The organism is Spirillospora sp. NPDC000708 (assembly GCF_040299565.1).
In the GTDB taxonomy this organism is placed as follows: Bacteria; Actinomycetota; Actinomycetes; order Streptosporangiales; family Streptosporangiaceae; genus Spirillospora.
This window is the reverse complement of sequence record NZ_JBEPCJ010000014.1, coordinates 23,149-45,386: the sequence shown is the minus strand read 5'-3', so window position 1 is coordinate 45,386 and position 22,238 is coordinate 23,149. Positions and strand designations below refer to the sequence as shown.

The 22,238-nt window shown below is 75.4% G+C and carries 20 protein-coding genes; 11 read left to right on the top strand and 9 right to left on the bottom strand.

The window, feature by feature from the left end; genetic code table 11:
- Window positions 1–41: 41 nt before the first annotated feature.
- A complete protein-coding gene (locus ABT299_RS12975; protein ID WP_500250837.1) occupies window positions 42–848 on the bottom strand; it encodes a FadR/GntR family transcriptional regulator in 807 nt (268 codons plus the stop codon).
- A 132-nt stretch (window positions 849–980) separates the two neighbouring features.
- On the opposite strand from ABT299_RS12975, the gene ABT299_RS12970 reads away from it, so the two are divergent.
- The 5 genes from ABT299_RS12970 to ABT299_RS12950 are packed head-to-tail and all read left to right on the top strand — an operon-like array spanning window position 981 to window position 6,845.
- Window positions 981–2,474: a class I adenylate-forming enzyme family protein gene (locus ABT299_RS12970; RefSeq protein ID WP_500250836.1), complete on the top strand. Its 1,494-nt coding sequence runs from the start codon at window positions 981–983 to the stop codon at window positions 2,472–2,474.
- Between the two features lie 29 nt (window positions 2,475–2,503).
- On the top strand, window positions 2,504–3,727 hold the full coding sequence (locus ABT299_RS12965) for a DUF4437 domain-containing protein (RefSeq protein WP_500250835.1): 1,224 nt from the start codon (window positions 2,504–2,506) through the stop codon (window positions 3,725–3,727).
- A 23-nt stretch (window positions 3,728–3,750) separates the two neighbouring features.
- Window positions 3,751–5,280 (top strand): FAD-dependent oxidoreductase, encoded by a 1,530-nt coding sequence (locus ABT299_RS12960; RefSeq protein WP_500250834.1) that lies wholly within the window; start codon window positions 3,751–3,753, stop codon window positions 5,278–5,280.
- 51 nt (window positions 5,281–5,331) lie between these two features.
- The gene (locus ABT299_RS12955; RefSeq protein ID WP_500250833.1) at window positions 5,332–5,997 is read left to right on the top strand and encodes an isochorismatase family protein; all 666 of its coding nucleotides are present in this window, start codon (window positions 5,332–5,334) and stop codon (window positions 5,995–5,997) included.
- A 29-nt stretch (window positions 5,998–6,026) separates the two neighbouring features.
- Complete coding sequence (locus tag ABT299_RS12950; protein ID WP_500250832.1) at window positions 6,027–6,845, top strand: NAD-dependent epimerase/dehydratase family protein; 819 nt, start codon at window positions 6,027–6,029, stop codon at window positions 6,843–6,845.
- Window positions 6,846–6,919: 74 nt separating this feature from the next.
- On the opposite strand, the gene ABT299_RS12945 is transcribed toward ABT299_RS12950, so the two are convergent.
- From ABT299_RS12945 to ABT299_RS12915, 7 genes are read right to left on the bottom strand one after another with little or no spacing between them, the layout of a single operon-like run.
- Window positions 6,920–7,840: an alpha/beta hydrolase family protein gene (locus ABT299_RS12945; RefSeq protein ID WP_500250831.1), complete on the bottom strand. Its 921-nt coding sequence runs from the start codon at window positions 7,838–7,840 to the stop codon at window positions 6,920–6,922.
- A complete protein-coding gene (locus ABT299_RS12940; protein WP_500250932.1) occupies window positions 7,837–8,484 on the bottom strand; it encodes a neocarzinostatin apoprotein domain-containing protein in 648 nt (215 codons plus the stop codon). Before ABT299_RS12940 ends, ABT299_RS12945 begins: the two co-directional genes overlap by 4 nt.
- A gap of 26 nt (window positions 8,485–8,510) precedes the next feature.
- Window positions 8,511–9,092 carry a neocarzinostatin apoprotein domain-containing protein gene (locus tag ABT299_RS12935; RefSeq protein ID WP_500250830.1) on the bottom strand — a complete coding sequence of 194 codons (582 nt, stop codon included), beginning with the start codon at window positions 9,090–9,092 and terminating at the stop codon, window positions 8,511–8,513.
- On the bottom strand, window positions 9,089–10,930 hold the full coding sequence (locus ABT299_RS12930; RefSeq protein ID WP_500250829.1) for a hypothetical protein: 1,842 nt from the start codon (window positions 10,928–10,930) through the stop codon (window positions 9,089–9,091). The genes ABT299_RS12935 and ABT299_RS12930 overlap by 4 nt, the downstream gene beginning before the upstream one ends.
- Entirely contained in the window at window positions 10,927–12,039 is a 1,113-nt protein-coding gene (locus ABT299_RS12925; protein ID WP_500250828.1) for a hypothetical protein, read from the bottom strand. The genes ABT299_RS12930 and ABT299_RS12925 overlap by 4 nt, the downstream gene beginning before the upstream one ends.
- Entirely contained in the window at window positions 12,036–13,052 is a 1,017-nt protein-coding gene (locus ABT299_RS12920; RefSeq protein ID WP_500250827.1) for a hypothetical protein, read from the bottom strand. Before ABT299_RS12920 ends, ABT299_RS12925 begins: the two co-directional genes overlap by 4 nt.
- Window positions 13,053–13,111: 59 nt before the next feature.
- Complete coding sequence (locus ABT299_RS12915; protein WP_500250826.1) at window positions 13,112–14,431, bottom strand: WxL domain-containing protein; 1,320 nt, start codon at window positions 14,429–14,431, stop codon at window positions 13,112–13,114.
- Between the two features lie 190 nt (window positions 14,432–14,621).
- Between ABT299_RS12915 and ABT299_RS12910 the strand changes: the two genes are divergently transcribed.
- Window positions 14,622–15,290, top strand: coding sequence for a class E sortase (locus ABT299_RS12910; RefSeq protein WP_500250825.1), 669 nt, complete (start codon window positions 14,622–14,624; stop codon window positions 15,288–15,290).
- Window positions 15,291–15,360: 70 nt separating this feature from the next.
- Complete coding sequence (locus ABT299_RS12905) at window positions 15,361–16,068, top strand: hypothetical protein (RefSeq protein ID WP_500250824.1); 708 nt, start codon at window positions 15,361–15,363, stop codon at window positions 16,066–16,068.
- Window positions 16,069–16,119: 51 nt separating this feature from the next.
- On the opposite strand, the gene ABT299_RS12900 is transcribed toward ABT299_RS12905, so the two are convergent.
- Window positions 16,120–16,941: an IclR family transcriptional regulator gene (locus tag ABT299_RS12900; protein ID WP_500250823.1), complete on the bottom strand. Its 822-nt coding sequence runs from the start codon at window positions 16,939–16,941 to the stop codon at window positions 16,120–16,122.
- 160 nt (window positions 16,942–17,101) lie between these two features.
- On the opposite strand from ABT299_RS12900, the gene ABT299_RS12895 reads away from it, so the two are divergent.
- Genes ABT299_RS12895 through ABT299_RS12880 form a run of 4 tightly spaced genes read left to right on the top strand, consistent with a single transcriptional unit; the run spans window position 17,102 to window position 22,238 of the window.
- The gene (locus ABT299_RS12895; protein ID WP_500250822.1) at window positions 17,102–18,349 is read left to right on the top strand and encodes a flavin reductase; all 1,248 of its coding nucleotides are present in this window, start codon (window positions 17,102–17,104) and stop codon (window positions 18,347–18,349) included.
- Between the two features lie 21 nt (window positions 18,350–18,370).
- Window positions 18,371–19,654, top strand: coding sequence for an acyl-CoA dehydrogenase family protein (locus tag ABT299_RS12890; protein ID WP_500250821.1), 1,284 nt, complete (start codon window positions 18,371–18,373; stop codon window positions 19,652–19,654).
- The gene (locus tag ABT299_RS12885; RefSeq protein WP_500250820.1) at window positions 19,651–21,099 is read left to right on the top strand and encodes an aldehyde dehydrogenase family protein; all 1,449 of its coding nucleotides are present in this window, start codon (window positions 19,651–19,653) and stop codon (window positions 21,097–21,099) included. The genes ABT299_RS12890 and ABT299_RS12885 overlap by 4 nt, the downstream gene beginning before the upstream one ends.
- On the top strand, window positions 21,099–22,238 hold the full coding sequence (locus tag ABT299_RS12880) for an FAD-dependent oxidoreductase (protein ID WP_500250819.1): 1,140 nt from the start codon (window positions 21,099–21,101) through the stop codon (window positions 22,236–22,238). The genes ABT299_RS12885 and ABT299_RS12880 overlap by 1 nt, the downstream gene beginning before the upstream one ends.

The window sequence follows — 22,238 nt, the reverse complement described above, 5'->3', positions numbered from 1 at the left end:
CCGGCCTCCTCCGGTCGCCCCGGTGGGGGGCTGCCCCGAAGCTAAAGGTCGGACTTTTTGCCGTCAACCCCTCCGTCGCGGGCGCCCGATCGGTTTCCCGCTGTCGGTCCGCCCCCACCAGGGCGGGTCCGGTCGATCGCGGTGTAGGTCTCGCGCAGGTTCTCCAGATGCGCCCGGCACGCCTCCCGCGCGCCCGCCTCGTCCCGCGCCTCGACGCGGGACAGGATCTCCCGGTGGTCGCGGTCGACGCCGTGCCAGAACCGCGGCGGCGCGTTCTCACGCAGGAACCGCTCATTGAGCACCCGGAACACCGGCTGCGCGACGACCTCCAGGAACGGGTTGCCGGCCATCCTCAGCAGGACGGTGTGGAAGTGCCGGTTCGGCGCGAAGATCTCCGCCGGGTCGAGCCCGCCCGGGTCGAACAGGGAGCCGCGCAGCTCGGCCCGGACGCCCTCGTCCCCGCGGGCGGCGGCGAGCCCGGCGGCGGGCACCTCCAGCATCTCCCGGATCTCCAGCAGCTGGTCGACCGTGACCCGGTCGTCCAGGGCGAGCAGGTTGAGGCTGGTCGCCAGGTACTCGGTGATCTGGTCGGGGCGCGGATGCGACACGAAGCTCCCGCCGGCGACGCCGCGCGTGGTGGTGACCAGGTTCTGGCTGGCCAGCAGACGCAGCGCCTCCCGGACGGTGCCGCGGCTGACGCCGTGCTCGGCCGACAGGTCGGGCTCGACGGGCAGCCGGTCGCCCGGCCGGAACTCGCCGGCGAGTATCCGCGCGCGCAGCCCGGCCGCGATCTCGGCGTACGCCGGCACGGGAGCGGCGGGCCGGCCGGCGGGCTCCTCGGCGGTCACGCACGGCATCGTACCGGCAAAGGTCGGACTTTCCCGGAGCCGGGCATTGACGCGCCGCACGGGCACCGGGCAAGCTTTCGGGTATCCCAGAACGAAACCAAGTTTCTGAATGCGGAACACGGAGGTGAGTGCGTGGCACTCCTCCCCGGCGGCGCCCCGCTCACGATGGCGGGCGGCGTGCGCGAGTTCGCCGCCTCCACGCCGCACGCCGCCGCGGTCGTCGACGGCGACCGCACGCTCACCTACCGGGCCCTGGACGAGCGCGCCAGCCGGCTCGCGCAGGCCCTGCTCGCGCGCGGGCTGCGCCCCGGCGACCGCGTCGCCGTCCGGCTCGGCAACCGGCTGGAGTACCCCGAGGTCATCGCCGCCGCGGCCAAGGCGGGGCTGGTGCTCGTCCCCGTCGGGACCAGGCTCACCGAAGCCGAGGAGTCCTTCGTCCTGGAGCATTCCGGCGCCCGCGCCCACGTCTCCGACACCGAGCCGCCGGTCCCGGTCGAGGTCGTCCTGCGCATCGGCGGGACGGGCGCCGGCTCCTACGAGAAGGCGCTCGAGTCGGCGCGGGCCGCCGATCCGATGGCGCCCGTCGGCGAGAACGCCCCCTGCTGCCTCTACTACACCTCCGGCACGACCGGAAAGCCCAAGGGCGTCCTCAGCAGCCACCGCGCCCGGACGCTCATGTGCTACCTGTCCGCCATGGAATGGGGTCTCGGCGCCCGCCGCGTCAGCCTCGCCGTAGCGCCGATGTACCACGGCGCCGGGATGGTCTTCGACTACGCGCCCGTCGTCACCGGCGGCACCGTGGTCATGCTCCCCGAATGGGACCCGGAGCGGATGCTCGCGCTCGCCGAACGGCACCGCGCCCAGTCGGTGTTCCTCGTGCCGACCCACGCGCAGACGCTCCGCGCGTCCGGCGCGCTCGGCCGCTACGACGCGTCCAGCCTCGACACCCTGTACTTCAACGCCGCGGCGCTGCCGGCCGTCCTGAAGAGCTGGGTCATGGACGCCTTCCCGCACGCCGGGGTGCACGAACTGTACGGGTCCACCGAGGCCGGGATCGTCAGCAACTGCCGGCCGTCCGACGCCGGCCGGACCGGTTCGGTCGGCCGGCCCTGGTACATGACCGAGGTCCGGGTCGTGGACCCGGCGGGCGTCCCGGTCGGCCCGGGCGAGCGCGGCGAGCTGTTCAGCCGCTCCCCCTTCCTCATGAACGGCTACCTGCGCGACGACGGCGCCACCGGCGGCTGCACGACCGAGGACGGCTTCCTCACCAGCGGCGACATCGTCGTCCGCGACGAGGACGGGTTCCTCTACGTGGTGGACCGCACAAAGGACATGATCATTTCCGGTGGGGTGAACATCGCGCCGCGCGAGGTCGAGGACGTCCTGCGCACCTTCCCCGGCGTCGCCGACTGCGCGGTCGTCGGGCGGCCGGACGAGCGGTGGGGCGAGCGCGTCACCGCGTTCGTCGTCGCCGGTCCCGGCGCGTCCGTCGACGCGGCGGCGCTGGAGGCGCACTGCCGCGAGCGGCTGTCCGGTCCGAAGGTGCCCCGCAGCGTCGAGTTCCTCCCCGCTCTGCCCCGCAACGCCGCCGGCAAGGTCCTCAAGCGCGAGCTCCGCGACCGCTGACCGCTCCCGCAACCCGGAAGAGGTGCCCTGTGCGACCCCACGTCGAACTCATCCAGGAAGACGACTACATCTGGCACGCCGCCGAACTCGCCGGCGGCGAGGGCCGGGCCAGCGAGCGCCGCCTGTCGGTGGACGAGGAGGACGGCTCGTGCTCGCTGCGCGTCGACTTCCACACCGACTGGGGCCGCGGCCCCGGCATCCACCACGCCGACACCGAGTACCACGTGCTCGAAGGATCGATGACCTACAACGGCAAGGAGATCGGCACGGGCGGCTACGTCTACGCGCCCAAGGGCGTCCCGACCGGGGCCATCACGTTCGGCGAGGGCACCCGGATCCTGCACTACCGCGAGTACGGCGACGCCGGCTTCGACCCGGTCGAGAGCACCAGGGCGCCGCGCTGGAAGGACGCCCGCGAGGACGTCATCGTCATCGACAGCGAGGCCATGGCGTGGGACGCCGTCCCCAACCCCGGCCCGATGCCCGGCATGTTCATCAAGTACCTGCACGTCGACCCGGTGACCGGCTTCTACACCCGGCTCGTCCACGCCCAGGAGGGATGGACCGACCACCGCCTCGCGCACCACCCGTGCTACGAGGAGGCGTACACCGTCCAGGGCCACATGGAGTACAACTTCGGCACGCTGGACCTCGGCACCTACTTCTTCCGTCCGGCCCGCGTGAAGCACGGCCACTTCACCAGCCTGGAAGGGGGCGCGACCTGGCTGCTGCGCTCCGACGGCGAGCTGTTCAACTGGTACACCCAGAGCGAGTGGGTCCGCTGGGGCGGCGAGGCCATCAACTGGGGCCCGGGAGAGACCCGCATGCGGTGGTCGGCGTCCTCCCACGACCTCGGCGCCGGGTCGCCCGGCCGCAGCGAACGCGACCTCGCCGACCTGCGCGCCTCCGTCGAGTACCAGCGTGAACGAGGCGAGATCGATGAGGAGTACGTGCAGCACGGCACCGGCACGGACAAGAGCCTCGTCGCGATCGCCAAGGCGCTGGACGCCGCCCGCCTCCAGGGCGGGCACGGCGACCACGACGGCCATGACCACGAGCACGGCCCGGTGCACGCCGACTGGGGCGCCGACCCGCGCTCCCTCGAACACCCCGACGAGCGCACCGACGCCCTCGCCCACGTCCCGGGCGCCGGGCGCGCCTGGAAGAAGGGCGACCCGATCCCCGCCCCGATCCTGTCCAGCCGCCCCGTCCGCAGCCGCACCGCCGGCCGCTGGAACGGCGACGGCATGTGACCGCCCGGGAGGAGGGAGCGAGCGTGCCCGCGGACCGGCGGTACGACCTCGTCGTCGTCGGAGCCGGCACCGGCGGCATCCCCTGCGCCGTCGAGGCCGCGGCGCGCGGCGCCCGGGTCCTGCTGGTGGAGAAGGACTCCCGGATCGGCGGCACCCTGCACATCAGCGGCGGGCACATGTCCGCGGGCGGCACCCGCCGGCAGCGCGAGCGCGGCATCGAGGACTCCGTCGCGGCGCACCTGGCCGACATCGACCGGATCAGCGGCGGCACCGCCCGCCCGGACCTGGCCGAGCTCGCCGCGCGCCACGCGCCCGGGACCGTCGACTGGCTCGACGACCACGGGTTCGACTTCGCGCCCGAGTCGCCCCGGCTCGTCTACGGCCACGAACCGTACGGCGTCCCCCGCACCTACTACGGCAGGGACGCCGGGCTGTCCATCCTGGCCGTCCTCCGGCGCCTCCTGGACGAGCAGATCGCCGCCGGACGGGTCGAGCTGTGGCTCGGCAGCCCGGCGATCGGCCTCGGCGAGCGTCCCGGCCGCATGCCGGACGTCACGGTCCTGCGCGACGGCGCCGACGAGGTCGTGGTGGCCGCCCCCGCGGTCGTGCTCGCCACCGGGGGGTTCGCGTCCGACAAGGCGCTGTTCGAGGAGATCGAGGGGGTGACCCTCGTCAGCGCGGCGTACCGCACGTCCACCGGCGACGGGCTGGTCATCGCGCGCGAGGCGGGCGCGGGCGTCGGCGGGCGCGGCCGGTACCTGCCGACCTTCGGCGGGCTCCCGCACCCCACCGCGCCGGGCCGGGCGTACCCCGGCGACCGTCCGCTGCTGACCGCCGCCGAGCGGCTCCCGTGGGAGATCTACGTCGACCGCGCCGGGCACCGGTTCGTCGCCGAGGACGAGCGCAGCATCGACCGCAAGGAGCGCGCCCTCGCCGCGTCCACCGACGGATCCTTCTGGACCGTCTTCGACGACAGGGCGCGGCTGCGCTCGGTCCCCATGGTCGTGGGCTGGAGTCCGGAGGACGTGCTGGCGAAGGCCGGGACGCGGACCGGCGTCCACACCGCGGGCGACCTGGCCGGGCTCGCCGCGCTCGCCGGCATCGACCCGGGCGGCCTGTGGGCCACCGTCGATCGCTACAACGCGGCCGTCGCCGCGGGCCGCGACGCCGAGTTCGGCCGCACCCACCTGCCCGCCCCCATCGCGGAGCCCCCGTTCTTCGCGATCGAGAACCACGGCATCACGCTGATCACCTTCGCGGGGGTGGACGTGGACGGGGACCTGCGGGTGCGGCGCGCCGACGGCACCGTGATGGACGGCGTCCACGCGATCGGCGAGCTGATCGGCGCCGCCGCCACCTGCGGCAACAGCTTCTGCGGCGGCATGCTCATCACCCCGGCCCTCGCGTTCGGCCGCCTCCTGGGCCGCCGCCTGGCGCCGACGTGCCGGGATGGCCGGGTCCGCCGCGCGGTGCGGCCGATGGATGAGCTTCCCGTAGTGCAGCGGCCGCCTCGGTGGCGGCCGACGATCGAGCCCGGAGGTACCCCGACATGATCCGCCACATCGTCCCTGCCGGTTCCGCACGGGGCACGGGGCTCCGGTCCGATGGGTGAGGACGCCGCGGCGGACCTCGCCGACGACTACCGCGAGGCCGGCTTCGGCGGGCGGCTGGGCCCCGGCGACAGGCCGGCGCTCCTCGTCGTCGACCTGGTGCGCGCCTACCTCTCCCCCGAAAGCCCTCTCTACGCCGCGCCCGCACCGGCGATCGTCGACCGTGTCGCCCGGCTGGCGTGCTCTGCCCGCGAGCACGGCCACCCGGTGGTGTTCACCTACGTGTCCTTCAAGCCCGGCGGAGTGGACGGCGGCCTGTTCTACCGTAAGGTGCCCGCCCTGCGGCTGTTCGACGAGGGGTCGCCCTGGGCGCTGCCGCCGGACGAGCTCGTCCCGGAGCCGGGCGACCTGACGGTGCGCAAGCGGTACCCCAGCGCCTTCTTCGGAACGCCGCTCGCGAGCACCCTCACCGCGCTGCGCGTCGATTCCGTCGTGATCACCGGCGTCAGCACCAGCGGCTGCGTCCGGGCCACCGCCGTGGACGCGCTGTGCCACGGGCTGCGGCCGACCGTCGTCGCCGACGCGGTCGCCGACCGCGACCCGCGCCCGCACGAGGCCGCGCTGTTCGACCTCCACGCCAAGTACGCCGACGTCCACGACACCGATCAGGTGCTGGACGGGTGGGCCACGAAGATCCGTCGCCCCGGAGCGACACGTTGAAGGAACGCTGTTTCCATGGGAGGTTCGCCGTGCGGTACCTGATCGTCGGCTGCGGGAACGTCGGGATGGAGCTGGCACGCCGGTGGACGGCGCGCGGGCACGAGGTCACCGGGACGACCACGTCCGCCGGGCGCACCCGTGAGCTGGAAGGGGTCTGCTCGGACGTCGCCGTCCTGCGCGGCTCGGACCAGGACGCCCTGGCCGAGGCGGCGCGGGACGCGGAGGCCGTGGTGCTGACCGTGAGCCCGCGCCCGTCGCGCTCCTTCGACGCCGCCCAGCGGGCCGCCGAGTACGCCGACACGCTCGCGGGCACCGCGCGGACCGCCGCCGCCGTCCATCCCCGCGTCGTGTTCACCAGTTCGGGGTCGGTCTACGGGGCCGGCGGCGGGACGGTCATCGACGAGACCGCCCCGACGACTGCGGACGAGGACGCCTCGCCGCGCGCCTTCATAGCGGCGGAGCAGGCCGTGCTGGCGTCGCCGCGCGGCGCCGTGCTGCGCATCCCCGACGTGTACGGCCACCCCCGCGACATCGACTATCCGGCGCGCGTGAGGTTCGCCCACGAGCACCTCGGCGGGAGCGTCCCGTTCGCGGCCGACGCGCTGCTCTACCGGATCGACTACCGGGACGCGGCCGCCGCCCTCGACTACGTGGTGAGCGTGGGGCTGACCGGCGTCTACAACGCCTTCCCGGACGCGGAGGTCCCGCCGACGAACGCGGGGGCGTTCGGGGAGATCTGCAAGGCCGAGGGCCTGCCGGAGCTGGCCTTCCGCGCCGAGATCCGGACACCGGAGGTACCGGTGACGTCCGCCAAGCTGCGCGCAGCCGGTTTTGCCTTCGCCCACTGACACGTCGAGTTGTGGCGTGTCGCCCTTATGAGAACGGTAATAGGGGGCGACACGCCACAAGCCAACGGGAGGGGTCAGCGGACGTGCTGGACCGTCACGGACGGGTCCACGGCGTCGCCGACGCCCCACAGCCAGACACCCGACCACGCGTCGCCGAGGACGGTGCGCAGGAACATGGCGCTCCACCGCGCGGACGCCTTGACGCTCGTCTCCTGGGTCACCGCCTGGGCGGACGGATCGGGAGCGGCCCCCGCCGGGTTCTGCATGTCGGTGATCCCGTAGTGGTTGGCGCCGGTGACGGACACCAGCATTTTCGGCGGCGTCTGGATCGCCTCGTAGGTGCCCTGCGCCGCGGCGGGCGCGGCGATGCCGTCCACGGTCCCCTGCACGAGGGCGACCGGCACGGTATTGGCGACGGGCGGGTTGCCGGAGCCCCCGGGCGGGCTGTTGTTGGTGCCGAAGAGCGCCGCACCCTTCAGTTCGGCGGGCGCGGCGGCGGGCGTGGCGCAGAACGGCGGAGCGCACGCGCCCATGGTGAGGGCGAGTCCGGCCGCGCCGCCGAAGGAGTGGCCGAGCAGGACGAGGGAGCCGGTGTCGATCCTGCCCTTGAGCGGTGAGGCGGCACGCGCGTCCTCGTCGCGGGCCCATGCGACGATCCATGACGCCTGGGCCTCTTCGGGGAACAGGCCGCTCTGCCCGTAGATGACACGCCGGTGGTCGGGCACGACCACCACGAATCCGTATCCGGCGACCGCGCGGGCGTAGGCGGAGTACGCGGACCTGCTCACGTTCGCGCCCTGCAGCAGCAGCGCCACCGGCAGGTCGGCCCTGATGTCGGACGCGGCGGGCGCGTACACGTCCGCCGGGTCGCCGTTCACGGTGGTCGCGAAGGCGATGGGCGCATCCTCGTCTGCCGCGGCAGAGACGGCCGGGAGGACGGACGTGGCCAGCGCGAACGCGGCGGCCACGGCCATCGTGGCACCGGCCGCCCTCACGAGCGGCCCTTGCGGCGGCGCGGGAGGATCAGCAGGGCCGCGCCACCGGCCATGACCAGTGCCGAGGCGACCAGCGCGTAGGTCGGCAGGCCGTCGGGGCTGCCGGTGTACGGCAGGTCCCCGCTGCCCTTGCCGGATCCGCCGCCCGAACCGCCGCCCGAGCCACCGCCCGAGCCACCGCCGGAACCACCGGAACCGCCGCCCGGGCTCCCGCCGCCGGTGAAGGTGAGCGGGATCTCGGCGGTGTTCGGCCCCTGGTTGCCCGGCGCGGTGACGGCGATGACGCAGGCGCCCGCCTTCGCCGTGCAGGTGGCGCCGCCGGCCTTGGCCACGAGCTTGATCTTCGCGTCCTTGGACTTGGCCTGGGTCACGAAGTTGCCCTGGGCGTCGGAGGCGCCGACGATCGCTCCCCCGGTGCTCTGCGCGGCGCAGTCGGTGGGCAGCTTCGGCCCGGGCTTGCACTCGCCGAGGGTCACGAAGGTCTCGTTGGGGGTCAGGCCGGTCACCTGGACGGTGATCGTGTCGCCGGCCTTCACCCCGCTGGTCTCGCTGGCGGTGATCTTCGGTGCGGCCAGCGCGGGCGGTGCGAGCGCGAGCACGCAGGCGCCGGCGAGTGCGGCGACGGCGCCGGCGCGCCTTCTCATTCGGGACACGGGCGTTGCTCCTTCGGTCATCTGCTGCGGCGTTGGACGACGGTGACGGCGGCCCCGGCGAGCACGAGCAGGCCGGCGGTGGCGGCCCAGAGCGGTGTCGACGGGCCGCCCGTGCCGGGTCCCGCGCCGGCCGCCGGAGCCGCCGACGCGCGGACGGCGGCGCCGCCCTTGAACGGCGAGCCCTTGAAGCCGACGCGGACGATCGCGCTGTTGGCGGTGACGACGGAGGGCGGGACGGTACCCGGCAGCGGACCGGCGCCGATGACGCACTGGCGGGTCGTGCAGTCGAGGCCGTTGAACTTCGGGCGGGCCTTCAGCCTGACCTCGGGGAGGTCGCCTTTGGCGTCGATGTTGACGAAGGTGGCGCCGCCGCCGAGGTCGCAGTCCTTGAGGCCGTTGGTGTAGCCCTCCCGGCACATCCCGACCGCCACGGACCTCAGCCCGGGACTGAACCCGCTCCCGGTGACGGTGATCGTCTCACCCTCGGTGAGGTCGGTGGAGCGGCTGACCTGGAGCCGCGCCGCGGCCGGCGCCCCGGCGGGCGGGGCGAGCGGGGACAGCGGGGACACCGCCAGAGCGGCGAGCACGATCGCGATCACTGGGCGGCGCCTCCGGTGCTGCGCGCCACCGGTGGCCGCAGCGGGCCGCCGGGCGCCGGGACGGGGACTTCGGTGACGCGGCCGGGCTCGACGGTGTAGGCGCGGCAGGCCAGCGCGAGCGTCTCCGGTGCGGCCGGACCGGCGACCACCACGGCGGTGCCGGTGGCGCAGAGCCGGCGCAGCACCGCGGGGACGGCCGCCGCGCACGGGCCTCCCGCGAGACCGTCCACCAGCAGGAGCCGGGGCCGGGTGAGCAGCGCCTCGGCCAGCGAGAGCAGGCCGCGTTGCGCGTCGGTGAGCGTTCCGGCGGGGTCGGCGGCGAGCCCGCGCAGCGGGGGGAAGACGTCCAGGACGGAGTGCGCGGCGGCGCCGGGATCGGCGTGTCCGAGCGCGCGGGCGTGCGCCGCCAGCCCGGCCGCGACCGGCAGCCCGCCGGGGGCGCGCGGGTCGGGGCCGGCGAGGTGGCAGAGTCCGAGGGTCGTCCGCTGCCCGGCGTCGAGCGCGGTCAGGTCGGCGCCGCCGAGCGCGACCCTGCCCTTGCACGGCGTGTGCCCGGCCAGCGCGGCCAGCAGCACGCTCGCGCCGGTGCCCGACAGCAGGATGGTCTCGCCCGCGTCCACCCGGAGGCCGACCCGGTACAGCCTGACCGGGCCGCGCGGCACCGACAGCGCTCTGACGTGCAGGAACGGCGGCGGCTTCACGATCTGCGGGCCGCACACGCGCAGCGCCAGGAGTGCGCCCAGGATCGGCGGCAGCGCCGTCAGCGTCAGCGCGGTGCCCTCGGCGCAGGTCCCGCGCAGCGCGGCGGCGCAGCCGTATCCGGCCAGCCCGCCGGTCGCGGCGGTAACGCACGTGAGACCGGCCGCCGCCAGATGGCGCGGATCTGGCAGCGGCCGGAGAACGGTGGTGTCGAGGGCGGCGACGGCCAGGCAGGCCGCGGCCAGGGCGACGGTGAAACCGGCGGCGAGCGGGACCGGTCCGGGAGCGCTCGCCATCAGCATCGGCGCGGCCGCCGCGGCGAGCAGCAGCCAGGGGACGGTCTGCGCGGCGCGGGCCGTCCGGTGCCCGACGACCACCAGCGCGACCGCCGGAAGCAGCGCCCAGGCCAGATACCGGACGGGCTCGGCGCCGATCAGGTTCCACCGGAAGGTCAGCAGGTGCAGCCCGCCCATGAGCGGGGCGCCGGCGGCCCATCCGGTGAGCAGGTAGACGGGCAGGGCCGCCCGGACGTCGCGCTCGGCGAGCACGTCCCGCACCCTGGCGGCGCGACGACCGGACGCGGCGGGCGGCGCGTGGGGGACGGCGGTGGCGGCCACGGCGAGCACGGCCGCCGAAACCCCCGCGATGACCAGCGCCGTCCCCGGATCGGCGGCCGAGAGCGTCGCGATCCAGGCCGCCGCGGCCAGGCCGGCGAGCGCGGCGGCCTGGTCGCGGGCCGGGCCGCCGGGCGTGCGGAGCGCGCTCGCTCTCGGCGCGGCGAGCAGCGGAGCCGCGAGGATCCCCGCGGCCATCAGGGCGGTGGCGAAGACGGGGACGGCGGGGACCAGCCCGGCCAGCGCGACGACGGCCCCGGCCGGCGCACCGCCGGCGGCCGCCACCCGGTACGGACGCAGCCGTCCGGACAGCCACAGCGCCGGGACCAGCGCCGCGCAGGCGAGGACGAGCGCGGTGACCGCCATGTAGGTCACGACATCGCCGGGGACCCGCACGACGCCGCCGAGGGCGTCCGAAAGGAGCAGCACGGTGCCGCCCGCCAGCGGCCCGGCCGCGGCCACCGCGAGCCGGGGCGCCGCACCGGCGGCCGTGCGGCGGGGCGCACGCGGGGTCGGAGCCGTCATCGCGCCTCCCCCTCGGGCAGGGCGAGGAACCGGTCCAGCGCTTCGACGTCGACGGGTTGCAGGGTCTCGCCGCTCCGGCGTTCGAGGTAGCCGATCAGCTCGTCGCGGTCGACCACGTACGCCCCGGACGGCGACGGCGCCACCGAGTCCAGGTAGCCGATGACGTCGGCGAGCTCCACCGCGGGAGCGGTGCGCGGGGCCGCCTGCCGATGAGCCGCGTCCGCGGTGCCGTGCGCCGGGAGCCCGAGCGCACGGCGCCGGCGGCGCCGTGCCCTGGCCCAGCGGCCGAGCGTCAGCCGGATCCCGATGAGCAGCAGCAACGCGGCGAGCGCGTTCACCCCGAGCAGCCCCCACGGGTAGGCGTTGAAGCCGGTCGTGAAGGGGACGGACCCCGCGTACCGGCCGCCGACCACGAAGTGGCCGAAGGCGGCCGGGGGCAGCACAACCGGGATCCGGTACGTGGCGGTCTGGCCGGGCCGCAGCGTGCCGGTCCTCGGCGCGTCAAGCGGGCTGTCCGGGGTGCCGCCGGATCCCCAACCGACCACCAGCGGGGCGTTCTCGATGGGGTCGGCGCCGGAGTTGCGGATCCGCAGCACCAGCGTCCGCCGCGGCCGGCCGCCGAAGAGTTCGCCGCGGTCCGGGCTCCCGGTGATCTCCAGGCCGACCACGTCCGCGCGGACCGGGGCGACGCCTCGGTCGATCCGCGCGGTCGGGTGTCCCTCGACGGTGAACGGCGCGGTGGCGGTGACCGGCGCCCCGGCAGCCCCCGGCAGAGTGCCGGCGCGGACGACGCACGGGCACGCGGAGGGCAGCTCCCCCACGGTGAGGCCCGCCTCGAACGTCCCGGTGGGGGCGACCATCGCGGTGACGGCGTGCTCGGTGTCGCAGTCCGCCGAGCCGTGCACCGCGTCGGCGCCGCAGATCTGGACCTGGACGGTCGTGCCCGGCGTCCACGCGCTGCCCCGCACCCATGCGGTCGTGCCCGCGGCGGCCTTGCCGGGCTGGACGCTCACACCGGGCGGCGCCGTCCCGGCGGCGACGGCGGGGACGGGGTGGCCGCACAGGGCAGCGGCGGCGGCGAGGAGCACGGCGGCCGACCGGAGCCTCACAGGAAGACCCCCGTCTCGCGTGCGCCCAGGCCCGCGCGCTCCCGCCAGCGGCGGATCAGCCGGGGCAGCACGGACCACAGGACGAAGACGATCCCCGCGAGCGTGAGCAGCGCCGGCCAGGGCACCGCGGTGAAGCAGGTCTGCGCGCGGACGTCGATGCCGCCGGCGGCGACGAGCTCCACCCGCACGGTGACCGCGTCCAGCGCGGGCGGGTCGTCCCAGGGCAGCGTGATCTCGGTGCGCTCGCCCGGCAGGATCTCCGGGAGGCGCTGGTCGGGCCACCGCTTGATCTCGTGGCCGAACACGCCCGTCGCCCGGACGCGGGCGGTCGGCGAGATCCGCTGGTTGCCGGTGTTGACGACGGTGTAGCGGATCGTCCCCCGCTCGTGCCGCGCGAACGGGACGAGCGGCTCGGTGCGGGCGACGCCGAGGCCGTCGGCGCGCAGGCCGGGCGTCAGCGGTCCGGCGACGCGCAGGTAGACGCGGGCGGCCACGGCCCGCCGGATCCCCACGCGGGCGCCCCCGTCGCGCTGGACGCTCTCGATGGCGGTGTTCAGCGCGACGACGCCGCCGATGTGCTCGCCGGGGGTCGCGTTGGCGGGGACCTTCAGCGTGAACGGGATCTCCTTCGCACCGTGCGCGGGGATCTTCGGGGACGAGGACGTCAGGGAGATCCAGGCGCCGACGTCGCGCGGCTTCTCCTCGGGCGGGCGCAGCGCGAACCCGGCGTCGCGGGGGGTGTTGTAGGCGTCGGCCCCGTACACCCGGAAGGTGATGGGCGCACCGGTCAGGTTGCTGATCCGCACGGAGTCGCGGACGGTCGCGCCGGGCGGCGCGTCGAAGGCGAACGAGGGGCGCGCGGCGGGGGCGCCGCTGCGGTTCGCGGGCTCGACCGACCACGCCCCGTTCCCGGTCGCCCGGCCGGGCGCGGCGGCGGCAGGGCCGGGCGCGGTCAGCGCGGCGGCCAGGCCGACCGCCGCGGCCGCGGCGGCGATCCGGTGTCGGGGGCTCATCGGTCACCTCGAGTCGGGCCGGGCGGTGGGCGGGCGCCCGGCCGCGGGGTTCGGGACGGTCAGGACAGCGTCAGGGTGAGGACGGCGGTGTAGCGGCCGGCGCCGGTCGCGGCGGGGACCTTGAGGCTGACGCCGGCCCCGGCGCCGAACGTGCCGCCGACGATCTGCCCGGCCCCGTCGGGCGCGCTGCACAGCGTCGCCGCGGTGGTGGTGTCGAGCGGCCCGGCGGTGCCGGGGGTCACGGCGCCGGAGCCGGACGCGGCGGTGCAGGCCGGTGTCCAGGTGAGGTTCCCGGCCGGGATCTTCGTGCCCGCCGCGGAGCCGAAGTCGGTGAGCGTGCCGGTGAGGGACCAGCCCGTGGTGCCGCCGCGCGCGTCGATGACCTGCACCTTCTTCAGCGACCCGGTGGCGGTCTGGTCGGATCCGTTGAGGGTGACGGGGGTGAGGTCGACCTCGCCCGGCTCCTGCGACATGGTCAGCGGGCCGCCGTCGACGGTCAGGTTGATCTTCTGCTCGCCGCACTCGTCCACGGACTTGCCGGAGCACTGGCCGGTGGGCGGCTCCGCCTTCGCGGTGACGGTCAGCGGCACGGCCCGGCGCACGGTGCCCTGGGTGACCACGATGGTGCGGGCGCCGGCGGCGGCGGACTCGGCGACGGTCGCCGACGCGGTGAGCTTCCCGGCGGCGTCCACGGAGGCGGTCGCGCCGGTGAGGTCGCCGGCCTTGCAGGCGGCGCCGTTGGCGTCGCACAGGGCGATGCCCGCAGCGCCGGGCCGCCAGCCGGAGCCGGTGATGCTGACGGCTCCGCCCTGGACGACGGTGGACGGGTTGACGGAGGCTCCCGGCCCGCCCTCGCCGACGCTGATCGTCGCGAGGGTCGCGGGGGTCTGCTGGGGCGTGCAGGTGATGGTGGCCTGCGCGCCGGCGTCGGCGACGATCGTCAGGCCGCCGGGGGCGAGGTCCACTTCGCCGGTGCCGGTCAGGGTGAGCTGCCCGGTGACCTCGCCGATCGGGACCGCGCCGTGCGCGGGCACCGGCCCGGTGCGCTTCGGCGCCTCGACCGGCACCGTCCCCGACTGCGCCCCGGAGACGGCGAGCGTCCCGGAGGTGGTCCACGAGTCGATCGGCAGCGGCGCGACTCCGGGCAGGTCGGAGAAGTCGGCCTTGACGGTGACCGTGTCACCGGCCTTCGCCGAGGCCGGTGCGGTGACGCTCACGGTCGCGTCGTAGTCGAACACCGTGCTGAAGATCGTGCACTGGTAGGGGACCCGTCCCGCGGCGGCGTGCGCGGTGCCCGCCGCGGCCACCTGCACCGAGACGGCGCCCGCCGCGGTGACGACCGCGGCCGCTCCGCGCAGGGCCGTGCGTGTGCGTCTCATCGTGCGTCGCTGCTCCTTCCGCCGACCGCTGCGCCGGTCCGTTGTTTCCCATAGGGAAACTGGGTTTCGCAACGTGGACATAGCGAAACCGCATCGGAGCGGCACTGTCAAGGGGCGGGCGCGGGTGGCAACAGAATCGTTTCACTCTGGGGATCGCCGTTTCCCTACCGAAGGGTTACCGTTCCCGACCATGCGCACGGTGCTGCGAAGCCTGGCCGAGCTGGCGATGACGGCCGGCCTCGTCCTCGGCCTGTTCGTCGCCTACCTGTACTGGGGAACCGGCGAGTACACCCATCGGCGGCAGGGCGACCTGCACGACGAGCTGGAACGGCGCTGGAACGCGGCGCGGGTGCACAGGCTCGCGGCGGACGAACCGCGCCGGGAGAAGAGCGGCGCCACCGCCGCGCCCACCGACGGGCAGGCGTACGCGCTGCTGCGCATCCCGAAGTTCGGGCCGTCCTACGAGTACACGGTGGTGCAGGGCACCGGCACGGCCGACCTGCGCAAGGGGCCGGGGCACTACCCGGGCACGGCGGGCCCCGGCGAGATCGGCAACATGGCGATCGCCGGTCACCGCACCACCTACGGCGCCCCGTTCCGGCGCAACGACGAGCTGGCGCGCGGGGACGAGATCCTCATCGACACCGCCACGACGACGTTCGTCTACACGGTGACGAGCCGCACCGTGGTGCGGCCGAGCCGCACGGACGTCGCCGCGCCCGTCCCGGAGCACGCGGGGGCGCGCCCCCGCAAGGCGATGCTCACGCTCACCACCTGCCACCCCGAGTTCTCCGCCGCCTACCGGCTGGTCGTGTTCGCCGAGCTGGCGGGACGGCGGCCGCGCGCCGCCGGAGCCTGATCCCCGTGCTACCGTCTCCCACACCGGAACAGCGTTTCCAAAAACGGGCTTCCGAACAGAGGAGGCGGTCGTGGGGCCGCACACGCACGGCTGGTGGATCCTGCTTCACCTGGTGCTCTTCGTCTTCTGGCTGGGCGGCGACCTCGGGGTCTTCTACTCCAGCCGATACGTCCTCAAGCCGGACCTGACCCCGGCCGCGCGCGCCACCGCGCTCAGCGTGATGAGCGGCCTCGACCTCGGCCCGAAGATCTGCCTGGTGCTGTTCCTGCCGAGCGGGGTGACGCTCATGGCGCTGGACCCGCACGGCGCCGAGCTGTTCGGCGCGCCCGCCTTCGGCTGGTGGCGGGTCGCGCTCGTGTGGGCGTTCGCGCTGGCCTGGCTCGCGGCCACCGTCGCCGACCACCGCACGCACGGGCGCTTCCCCTGGGTGCGGCGCGCCGACTGGGCGGTCCGGCTCGGCCTGATCGCCGCGCTCGCCACCGTGGCCGCCTACACCCTGCTCGCCGACCGGCCGTTCGGCGTCACCACCGAGCCGCGCTGGCTGGGCGGCAAGGTGGCGCTCTACACCGCCGCCATCGCCTGCGGGCTCGGCATCCGCCTGACGCTGCGCCCCTTCGGGCCCGCGTTCGGCGCGTTGATGAACGGCGGCTCCACGCCGGAGATCGAACACGTGCTCAGGCGCTCGGTGGACGGCTGCCTGCCCTACGTCTTCGGCATCTGGGCGGCCGTCCTGGGCGCGGCGGCGCTGGGCGTGCTCAAGCCCGGCGCCGACCTGTGACCCGTGGACCCGGTGCCGCCCGCTCCGGCCGCACCGCCCCCCGGAGCCGTGTCACCCGCTGTGGCCGAGCGCGCCGGACAGGCGCGCGGCGGCCTCCACCAGCGGCGGCGCCAGCTCGGCCATCCGCGGCTTGAACCGCGACAGCGGACCGGCCACGCTCAGCGCCGCGATCACCCGGCCGTCGTGGTCGAAGACCGGCGCGGCGATCGAGGCGGTCCCCTCCTGCCGCTCGCCCTGCGAGGTGGCGTAGCCGCGCTTGCGGATCGCCGCCAGCTCCTTGCGCAGCCGCACCTCGTCCACGATCGTCCGCTCGGTCAGCGCCTCCAGCCCGTGCCGGCCGATCAGCCCGTCGACCTCGGCCTCGTCGAGGAAGGCCAGGATCGCCTTCGACGAGCTGCCGGCGTGCAGCGGGTACGGGATGCCGAGGCTGACCTCCACCCTCAGCTCGTGCGGCGGGACGACCTGATCGACGTACAGCCGGGTGTCGCCGCGACGGATCGACAGCGTCGCGGTCTCGCCGAGCTGCTGGGCGAGGCGGCGCAGCTCCGGGGCGGCCAGCGCGCGCAGGTCCATCCGGGCGAGGTAGGCCCGGCCGAGCGCGATCGCGGCGTGCCCGAGGGCGTACCGGCGGGTGACCGCGTCGACGCTGATCAGGTCGCGGCTGCGCAGCGCGGTCAGGATCCGGTGCACGGCGGCCTTGGTCAGGCCCAGCTCGGTGGCGATCTCGGTGACCCCGAGGTCGGGCCGGCCGCTGCGGCCGAACAGCAGCAGGACGTCCATCGCGCGCTCCACGGCGGCGATCGACCGGCTCTGCCCCTCGCCGTCCTCGGCGGGCGGGGCGGGGACGCTCTGGGAGGTCGCACGACGCGACACGGCGGTTCCTTCCGACGGACCGGGCTCAGCCGCAGTCTAGGCCATCGCGTTTCCCTTACCGAAACGCTCGTCACCGATTCGGGGCGTTGACACCCGCTCCGGGCCATCGTTACCGTGAGCGTTACAGTGTTTCCTGGAGCGAAACGAAGGATGCGATGCCGTGGCGGTCGACGCACAGACCTTCCGGGCGGTGCTCGGCCAGTGGCCGACGGGCGTCGCGGTGGTCACCACGACCGCCGAGGACGGCTGGCACGGCATGACCGCGGGCTCGTTCTGCAGCGTCAGCCTCGACCCGCCGCTCGTCCTGGTCTGCCTCGCCCGCGACATCCGCACGCACGGGCTGATCGAGCACAGCGGCGTGTTCGCGGTCAGCTTCCTCGGCAAGGACCACGCGGCCATCGGGCACCGGTTCGCCGGCCGCGAGCCGGGCGACCGCTTCGCGCGCGGCACCTGGACCGCCGCACCCACCGGCGCGCCGGTGCTGGCGGAGGCGCTCGCCTGGCTCGACTGCCAGGTCGCGCACGCCTACCCCGGCGGCGACCACACCATCTTCGTGGGCGAGGTGCTCGCCGCCGAGGCGCCCCGCCGCACCGCGCCGCTGCTGTTCCACTCCCGCGCCTGGGGCCAGCTCGCCGATCCGCTGCCCGACGAGGTGACGATCGCCGACACCGGGCTCGCCGCCGCGCTGCACCGCAGGCTCACCGCCTCCGGCACCGCGCCCGCCCGTGTCACCGGGGACGGCGCCGCGCGGCTGCTGGACGCGGTCCGCGCCGCGGGCGTCCGGGTCCGGCTGCCGCTCCCGCCCGTCCCCGGCTCCGGCGGCCCTGCGGGGCCGCCCTGGTCGGCGCTGGTCGAGGACGCCGCGTCCCTGGCGCGGGTCCCGCACGGTTCCCCGGTGACGGCCGAGATCGCCGACGGGCCGGACGCGCCCCGGCTGATCGCCGCCGCCCGGGCGCGCGGGCTGCCCGTCGCGGGCCGGGTGCGCGACGTCTTCGACCCCGCCCGGCAGGCCGCGGTGCTCGCCGCCGTCGACCGGCTGCTCGCCGCGGGCTGCACCGAGATCGCGCTCGACGAAGGCGCCGCGGCCGCCTCCCCGCTGGTCGTCCGCAACGTGCTCCAGGAGGCCGTGGCGCTGGCCCGGCCGGTGCCCGTGCGAGTGCGGCTGCGCGAGGCGTGCGGCCTCGGCCTGGCGAACGCGCTGACCGCGATGAAGAGCGGCGTGCGCAGCTTCGACGTGACGCTCGGCGGCGTCGACGGCGGCCTGTGCGCCGAGGACGTGCTGTTCCTGGCCGCCCGGCTCGACATCGCCACCCCGATCGACCGGGCCGCCCTGGTGGCCGCCGCCACGGACCTGGAGGCCGTCTGGGGTTCGGCCCTGCCCGGCCGCACCTACCGGACCGCGTCCTGACCAGCTGAAGGGATCCAGCAGATGACCCAGCCGACGACGCTGACCGGTGAACGGCTCGTCGAGTCGATGACCGATGCCGAGCGGGACCGCGCCGCGCGCGTGGAGGCGGTGCTGCCGCGGCTGCGCGAGACCGCCGCGGCCGCCGACGCGGGCGCCGCGTTCCCCGCCGGGCACGTCGCGCTGCTGCGCGAGGCCGGGCTGCTCGGCCTGGTGGTGCCCGCCGAGTACGGCGGCCTCGGCGGCGGCCTGCGCGACCTGGCCGCCGCCACCTACGCGATGGGCACCGCCTGCCCGTCCACGGCGCTGTCGTACTTCTTCCACAACACCAGCGCCTCGCGCGGCCTGCTGCCGCTGGAGGCGGTCGAGGCCGGCCTGTTCAGCGGCGACGGCGAGGTCAAGCCCGTGCGGGCGTTCGCCGAGAAGGTGCTGAACCGGATGGCCGCCGGGACGTGGATGGCCAACTTCGCCAGCGAGGAGGTGAAGTCGTCGAGCGCGAACATCGCGATCGCCACCACCGCGACCCCGTCCGACGGCGGCTGGCGGCTCAACGGCGTGAAGTCGTTCGGCTGCGCGACCGGCGTCGCCGACACCTACCTGGTGACCGCGCGGCTCGACGGCACCTCCGACGCCGACGGCCTGGCGCTGTTCCTGGTGCCGCGCGAGGCGCCGGGCGTCGCCTCCCGCCAGCCGTGGAACGGCCTCGGGATGCGGGCGTCCAACAACCACGGCGTGACGCTCACCGACGTGTTCGTCCCGGCGGACGAGGCGCTGACGGTGTCCGGCGCGTTCGTGCGGATGCTGCGGATGAGCCGGGGCAGCTTCGTCGGCAACCAGCTGGCGATCTCCGCCTGCTACCTGGGCGCGGCGCAGAACGTCTACGACTTCGCCGTCGAGCGGCTCACCCGCCGGACGTTCGCCGACTCCGGGCGGCCGATCGCGTCCTCGCCGATGCACCAGGTGATCATCGGCGACATGGCCGAGCGGCTGGAGACGGCCTACCTGTGGATCCGCCGCCAACTGGAGCTGGAGACCTCCGAACCGCCCCTGCGTCCCAAGCCCGAGGTCTACGCGCAGTGGCGGATCGCCAAGGGCGACATCGCCGAGGCGTGCTTCCAGGTCGTGCTCGGCGCGTTCAAGGCGTGCGGCACCTCGGCGGCCACGATGGACGGCGTCATCGGGCGGGCGCTGCGCGATCTCGCCATGGGCCTGGTGATGACGTTCCCGGCGGAGCGGGGCAGGCTCGAGGCCGCGCAGATGGTGACCGAGAGCAAGGAGAACGAGTTGTTCGCGAGCGTCCCGAGATGAGCCCGCCGCACCGCGACCTCGTCGCCGGGACCTGGGCCGCGTCGCCCGGAGACGGCCCCGCCCTGGAGGACCCGGCCACCGGCGCGCCGGCCGGCCCCGCCGGGGTCACCGGCGGTGAGCGGGTGGAGCTGGCGCTGGCCGCCGCCGAGGAGGCGGCGGACGGCTGGGCCGCGCGGCCCGCCGCCGAACGCGCCGCCCTGCTGGACGCGGTCGCCGACGCCCTCGAACCGGTGACGGGCGAGATCGCGGCCCTGGAGGCGTCGGCCACCGGCGTCCCGATACGCCAGACGACGCCGCTCGGGATGATCGTGCCGGGGTCGTTCCGGCTGGCCGCCGAGCGGCTGCGCGGCGGGTTGAACGCGACGCTCACCCACGATGACGGCCGCGCGGCCGAGGTGCGGCGGCTGCCGTGGGGCCCGGCCCTGTGCCTCGTCCCGTGGAACGCGCCCGCGCCGATGGCCGCGCACAAGGTGGCCAACGCGCTCGCCGCGGGCTGCCCCGCGATCCTCAAGCCGAGCGAGTACGCTCCGTACGGGAGCCAGCGGTTCGCCGAGGTCGTCGCGGACGTGCTGGCCGGCGGCGGCGTGCCGGGCGGGGTCTTCCAGCTCGTCCACGGCGACGGCCGCACCGGTGCGCGGCTGGCCGCCGACCCGCGGATCCGCGCGGTCTCGTTCACCGGCGGGGCCGTCGGCGGCGCGTCCGTCGCCGCGGCCTGCGCCGCCGGGATCAAGCCGGTGCAGCTGGAGCTGGGCGGCAGCAACCCCCTGGTCGTCATGCCGGACGCCGACACCGGGCGCGCCGCGCGCGCCGCCGTCGACCTCCTCACCACGCTCAACGGCCAATGGTGCCGGGCGCTCGGCCGGCTCATCGTGCCCGAGGGCCGCCAGGACGCGCTCCTCGACGCGATCGGCGAGCGGCTCGCGGCGCTGCGCGCGGGGCCGCCGCTGGACGAGGCCACCGACCTCGGGCCGCTGGTCCACTCGCGGCACCGCGCCCTCGTCGCCGCGCAGCGCGACGCGCTCGGCGGGCGGATCCTCTCCACGACCAAGGTGCCGGACGAGGGCAACCACCTGGCGCCCGCGCTCGTCACGGGCGTGGACCCCGGTGACGCCACCGAGGAGATCTTCGGTCCGGTCGCGACCGTCCACCCCTACCGGACGCTCGACGAGGCCGTGGCGCTGGCCAACGGAACCGCGTACGGGCTCGAAGGGTACGTGAACGGCACCGACGAGGACGCGGCGCTCGCGGTGGCACGGCGCATCCGCGCCGGGGAGGTGAAGGTCAACGGGTCCAGCGTGATGAGCCTGCACGTGTTCGCGCCGCGCCCCGCCTGGGGCGCGTCGGGGCTGGGCGAGGAGGGCACGGCCGAGACGCTGCGCTTCTTCACCAACCCGCAGGTCGTCGGCGTCGAGGACGGTTTCGCGCTGCACTCCCGGGAACCGTGATGGCGCCGGTGCTGGTGGCCGGGGCGGGGCCGGTCGGGCTCACCGCCGCGCTCACGCTGGCCCGCCGCGGCGTCCCCGTCACCGTGCTGGAGGCGGAGCCGGAGCTCGCCGCCGAGTCGCGCGCGTCCACGTTCCATCCGCCGTCGCTGGAGATGCTGGACGGGCTCGGCGTGCTGGACCGGTTGCTGGAGCGCGGCCTCGTCTCCCGCGCATTCCAGTACCGGGACCGGCGCGGCGGCGTCATCGCCGAACTGGACCTGTCGGTGCTCTCCGGCGACACGCCGTACCCGTTCCGCGTCCAGTGCGAGCAGAGCAAGCTCACCCCGATCCTGTGCGACGAGGTACTGGACGCGGGCGGCGAGGTCCGGTTCGGCTCGGCCGTGCGGACGGTGCTGGCGTACGGGAGCGGCGTGGAGGTGACGACCGCGCGCGGCGAGCGGTTCCGCGGCGCCTGGCTGGTCGGCGCGGACGGCGCCGGATCGGCGGTGCGACGCTCCGTCGGCGTGGAGTTCGCGGGCATGACCTATCCCGAACGGTTCCTGGTCGCCTCGACCACGACCGCCGTCGAGGACCTGCTGCCCGGCATCGCCGCGGTGAACTACGTCTTCGACCCCGACGAATGGCTGGTGCTGCTGCGCACCCCCGACCACTGGCGCGTCCTGTTCCCGACCCCGGAGGGCACGCCCGACGCCCGCGAGCTGACGCGGCTTCCGGAACGGCTGCGCGGGGTCGCCGACGCTCCGTGGGACGTCGCGCACGCCAGCCTGTACCGCGTCCACCAGCGCGTCGCCGGGACGTTCCGCGCCGGGCGGGTGCTGCTCGCCGGGGACGCGGCGCACGTCAACAACCCGCTCGGCGGGATGGGGATGAACAGCGGCATCCACGACGCCGTCCTGCTGGGCGGCGCCCTCGCGGACGTCCTGGACGGCGGCCCGGAGGCGGCGCTCGACGCCGTCGCGGCGGCGCGCCGCGACACGGCGCGGTCGTTCGTGCAGCGGATGACCCACGGCAACTGGGAACGGATGCGCGATCCGGCCGGGTACCACGACGAGCTGCGGAGGCTGGCCGCCGATCCGGCCGAGGCGCGGCGGCATCTGCTGCGCACGTCGATGATCGCCTCGCTGCGGGACGCCGCCTGA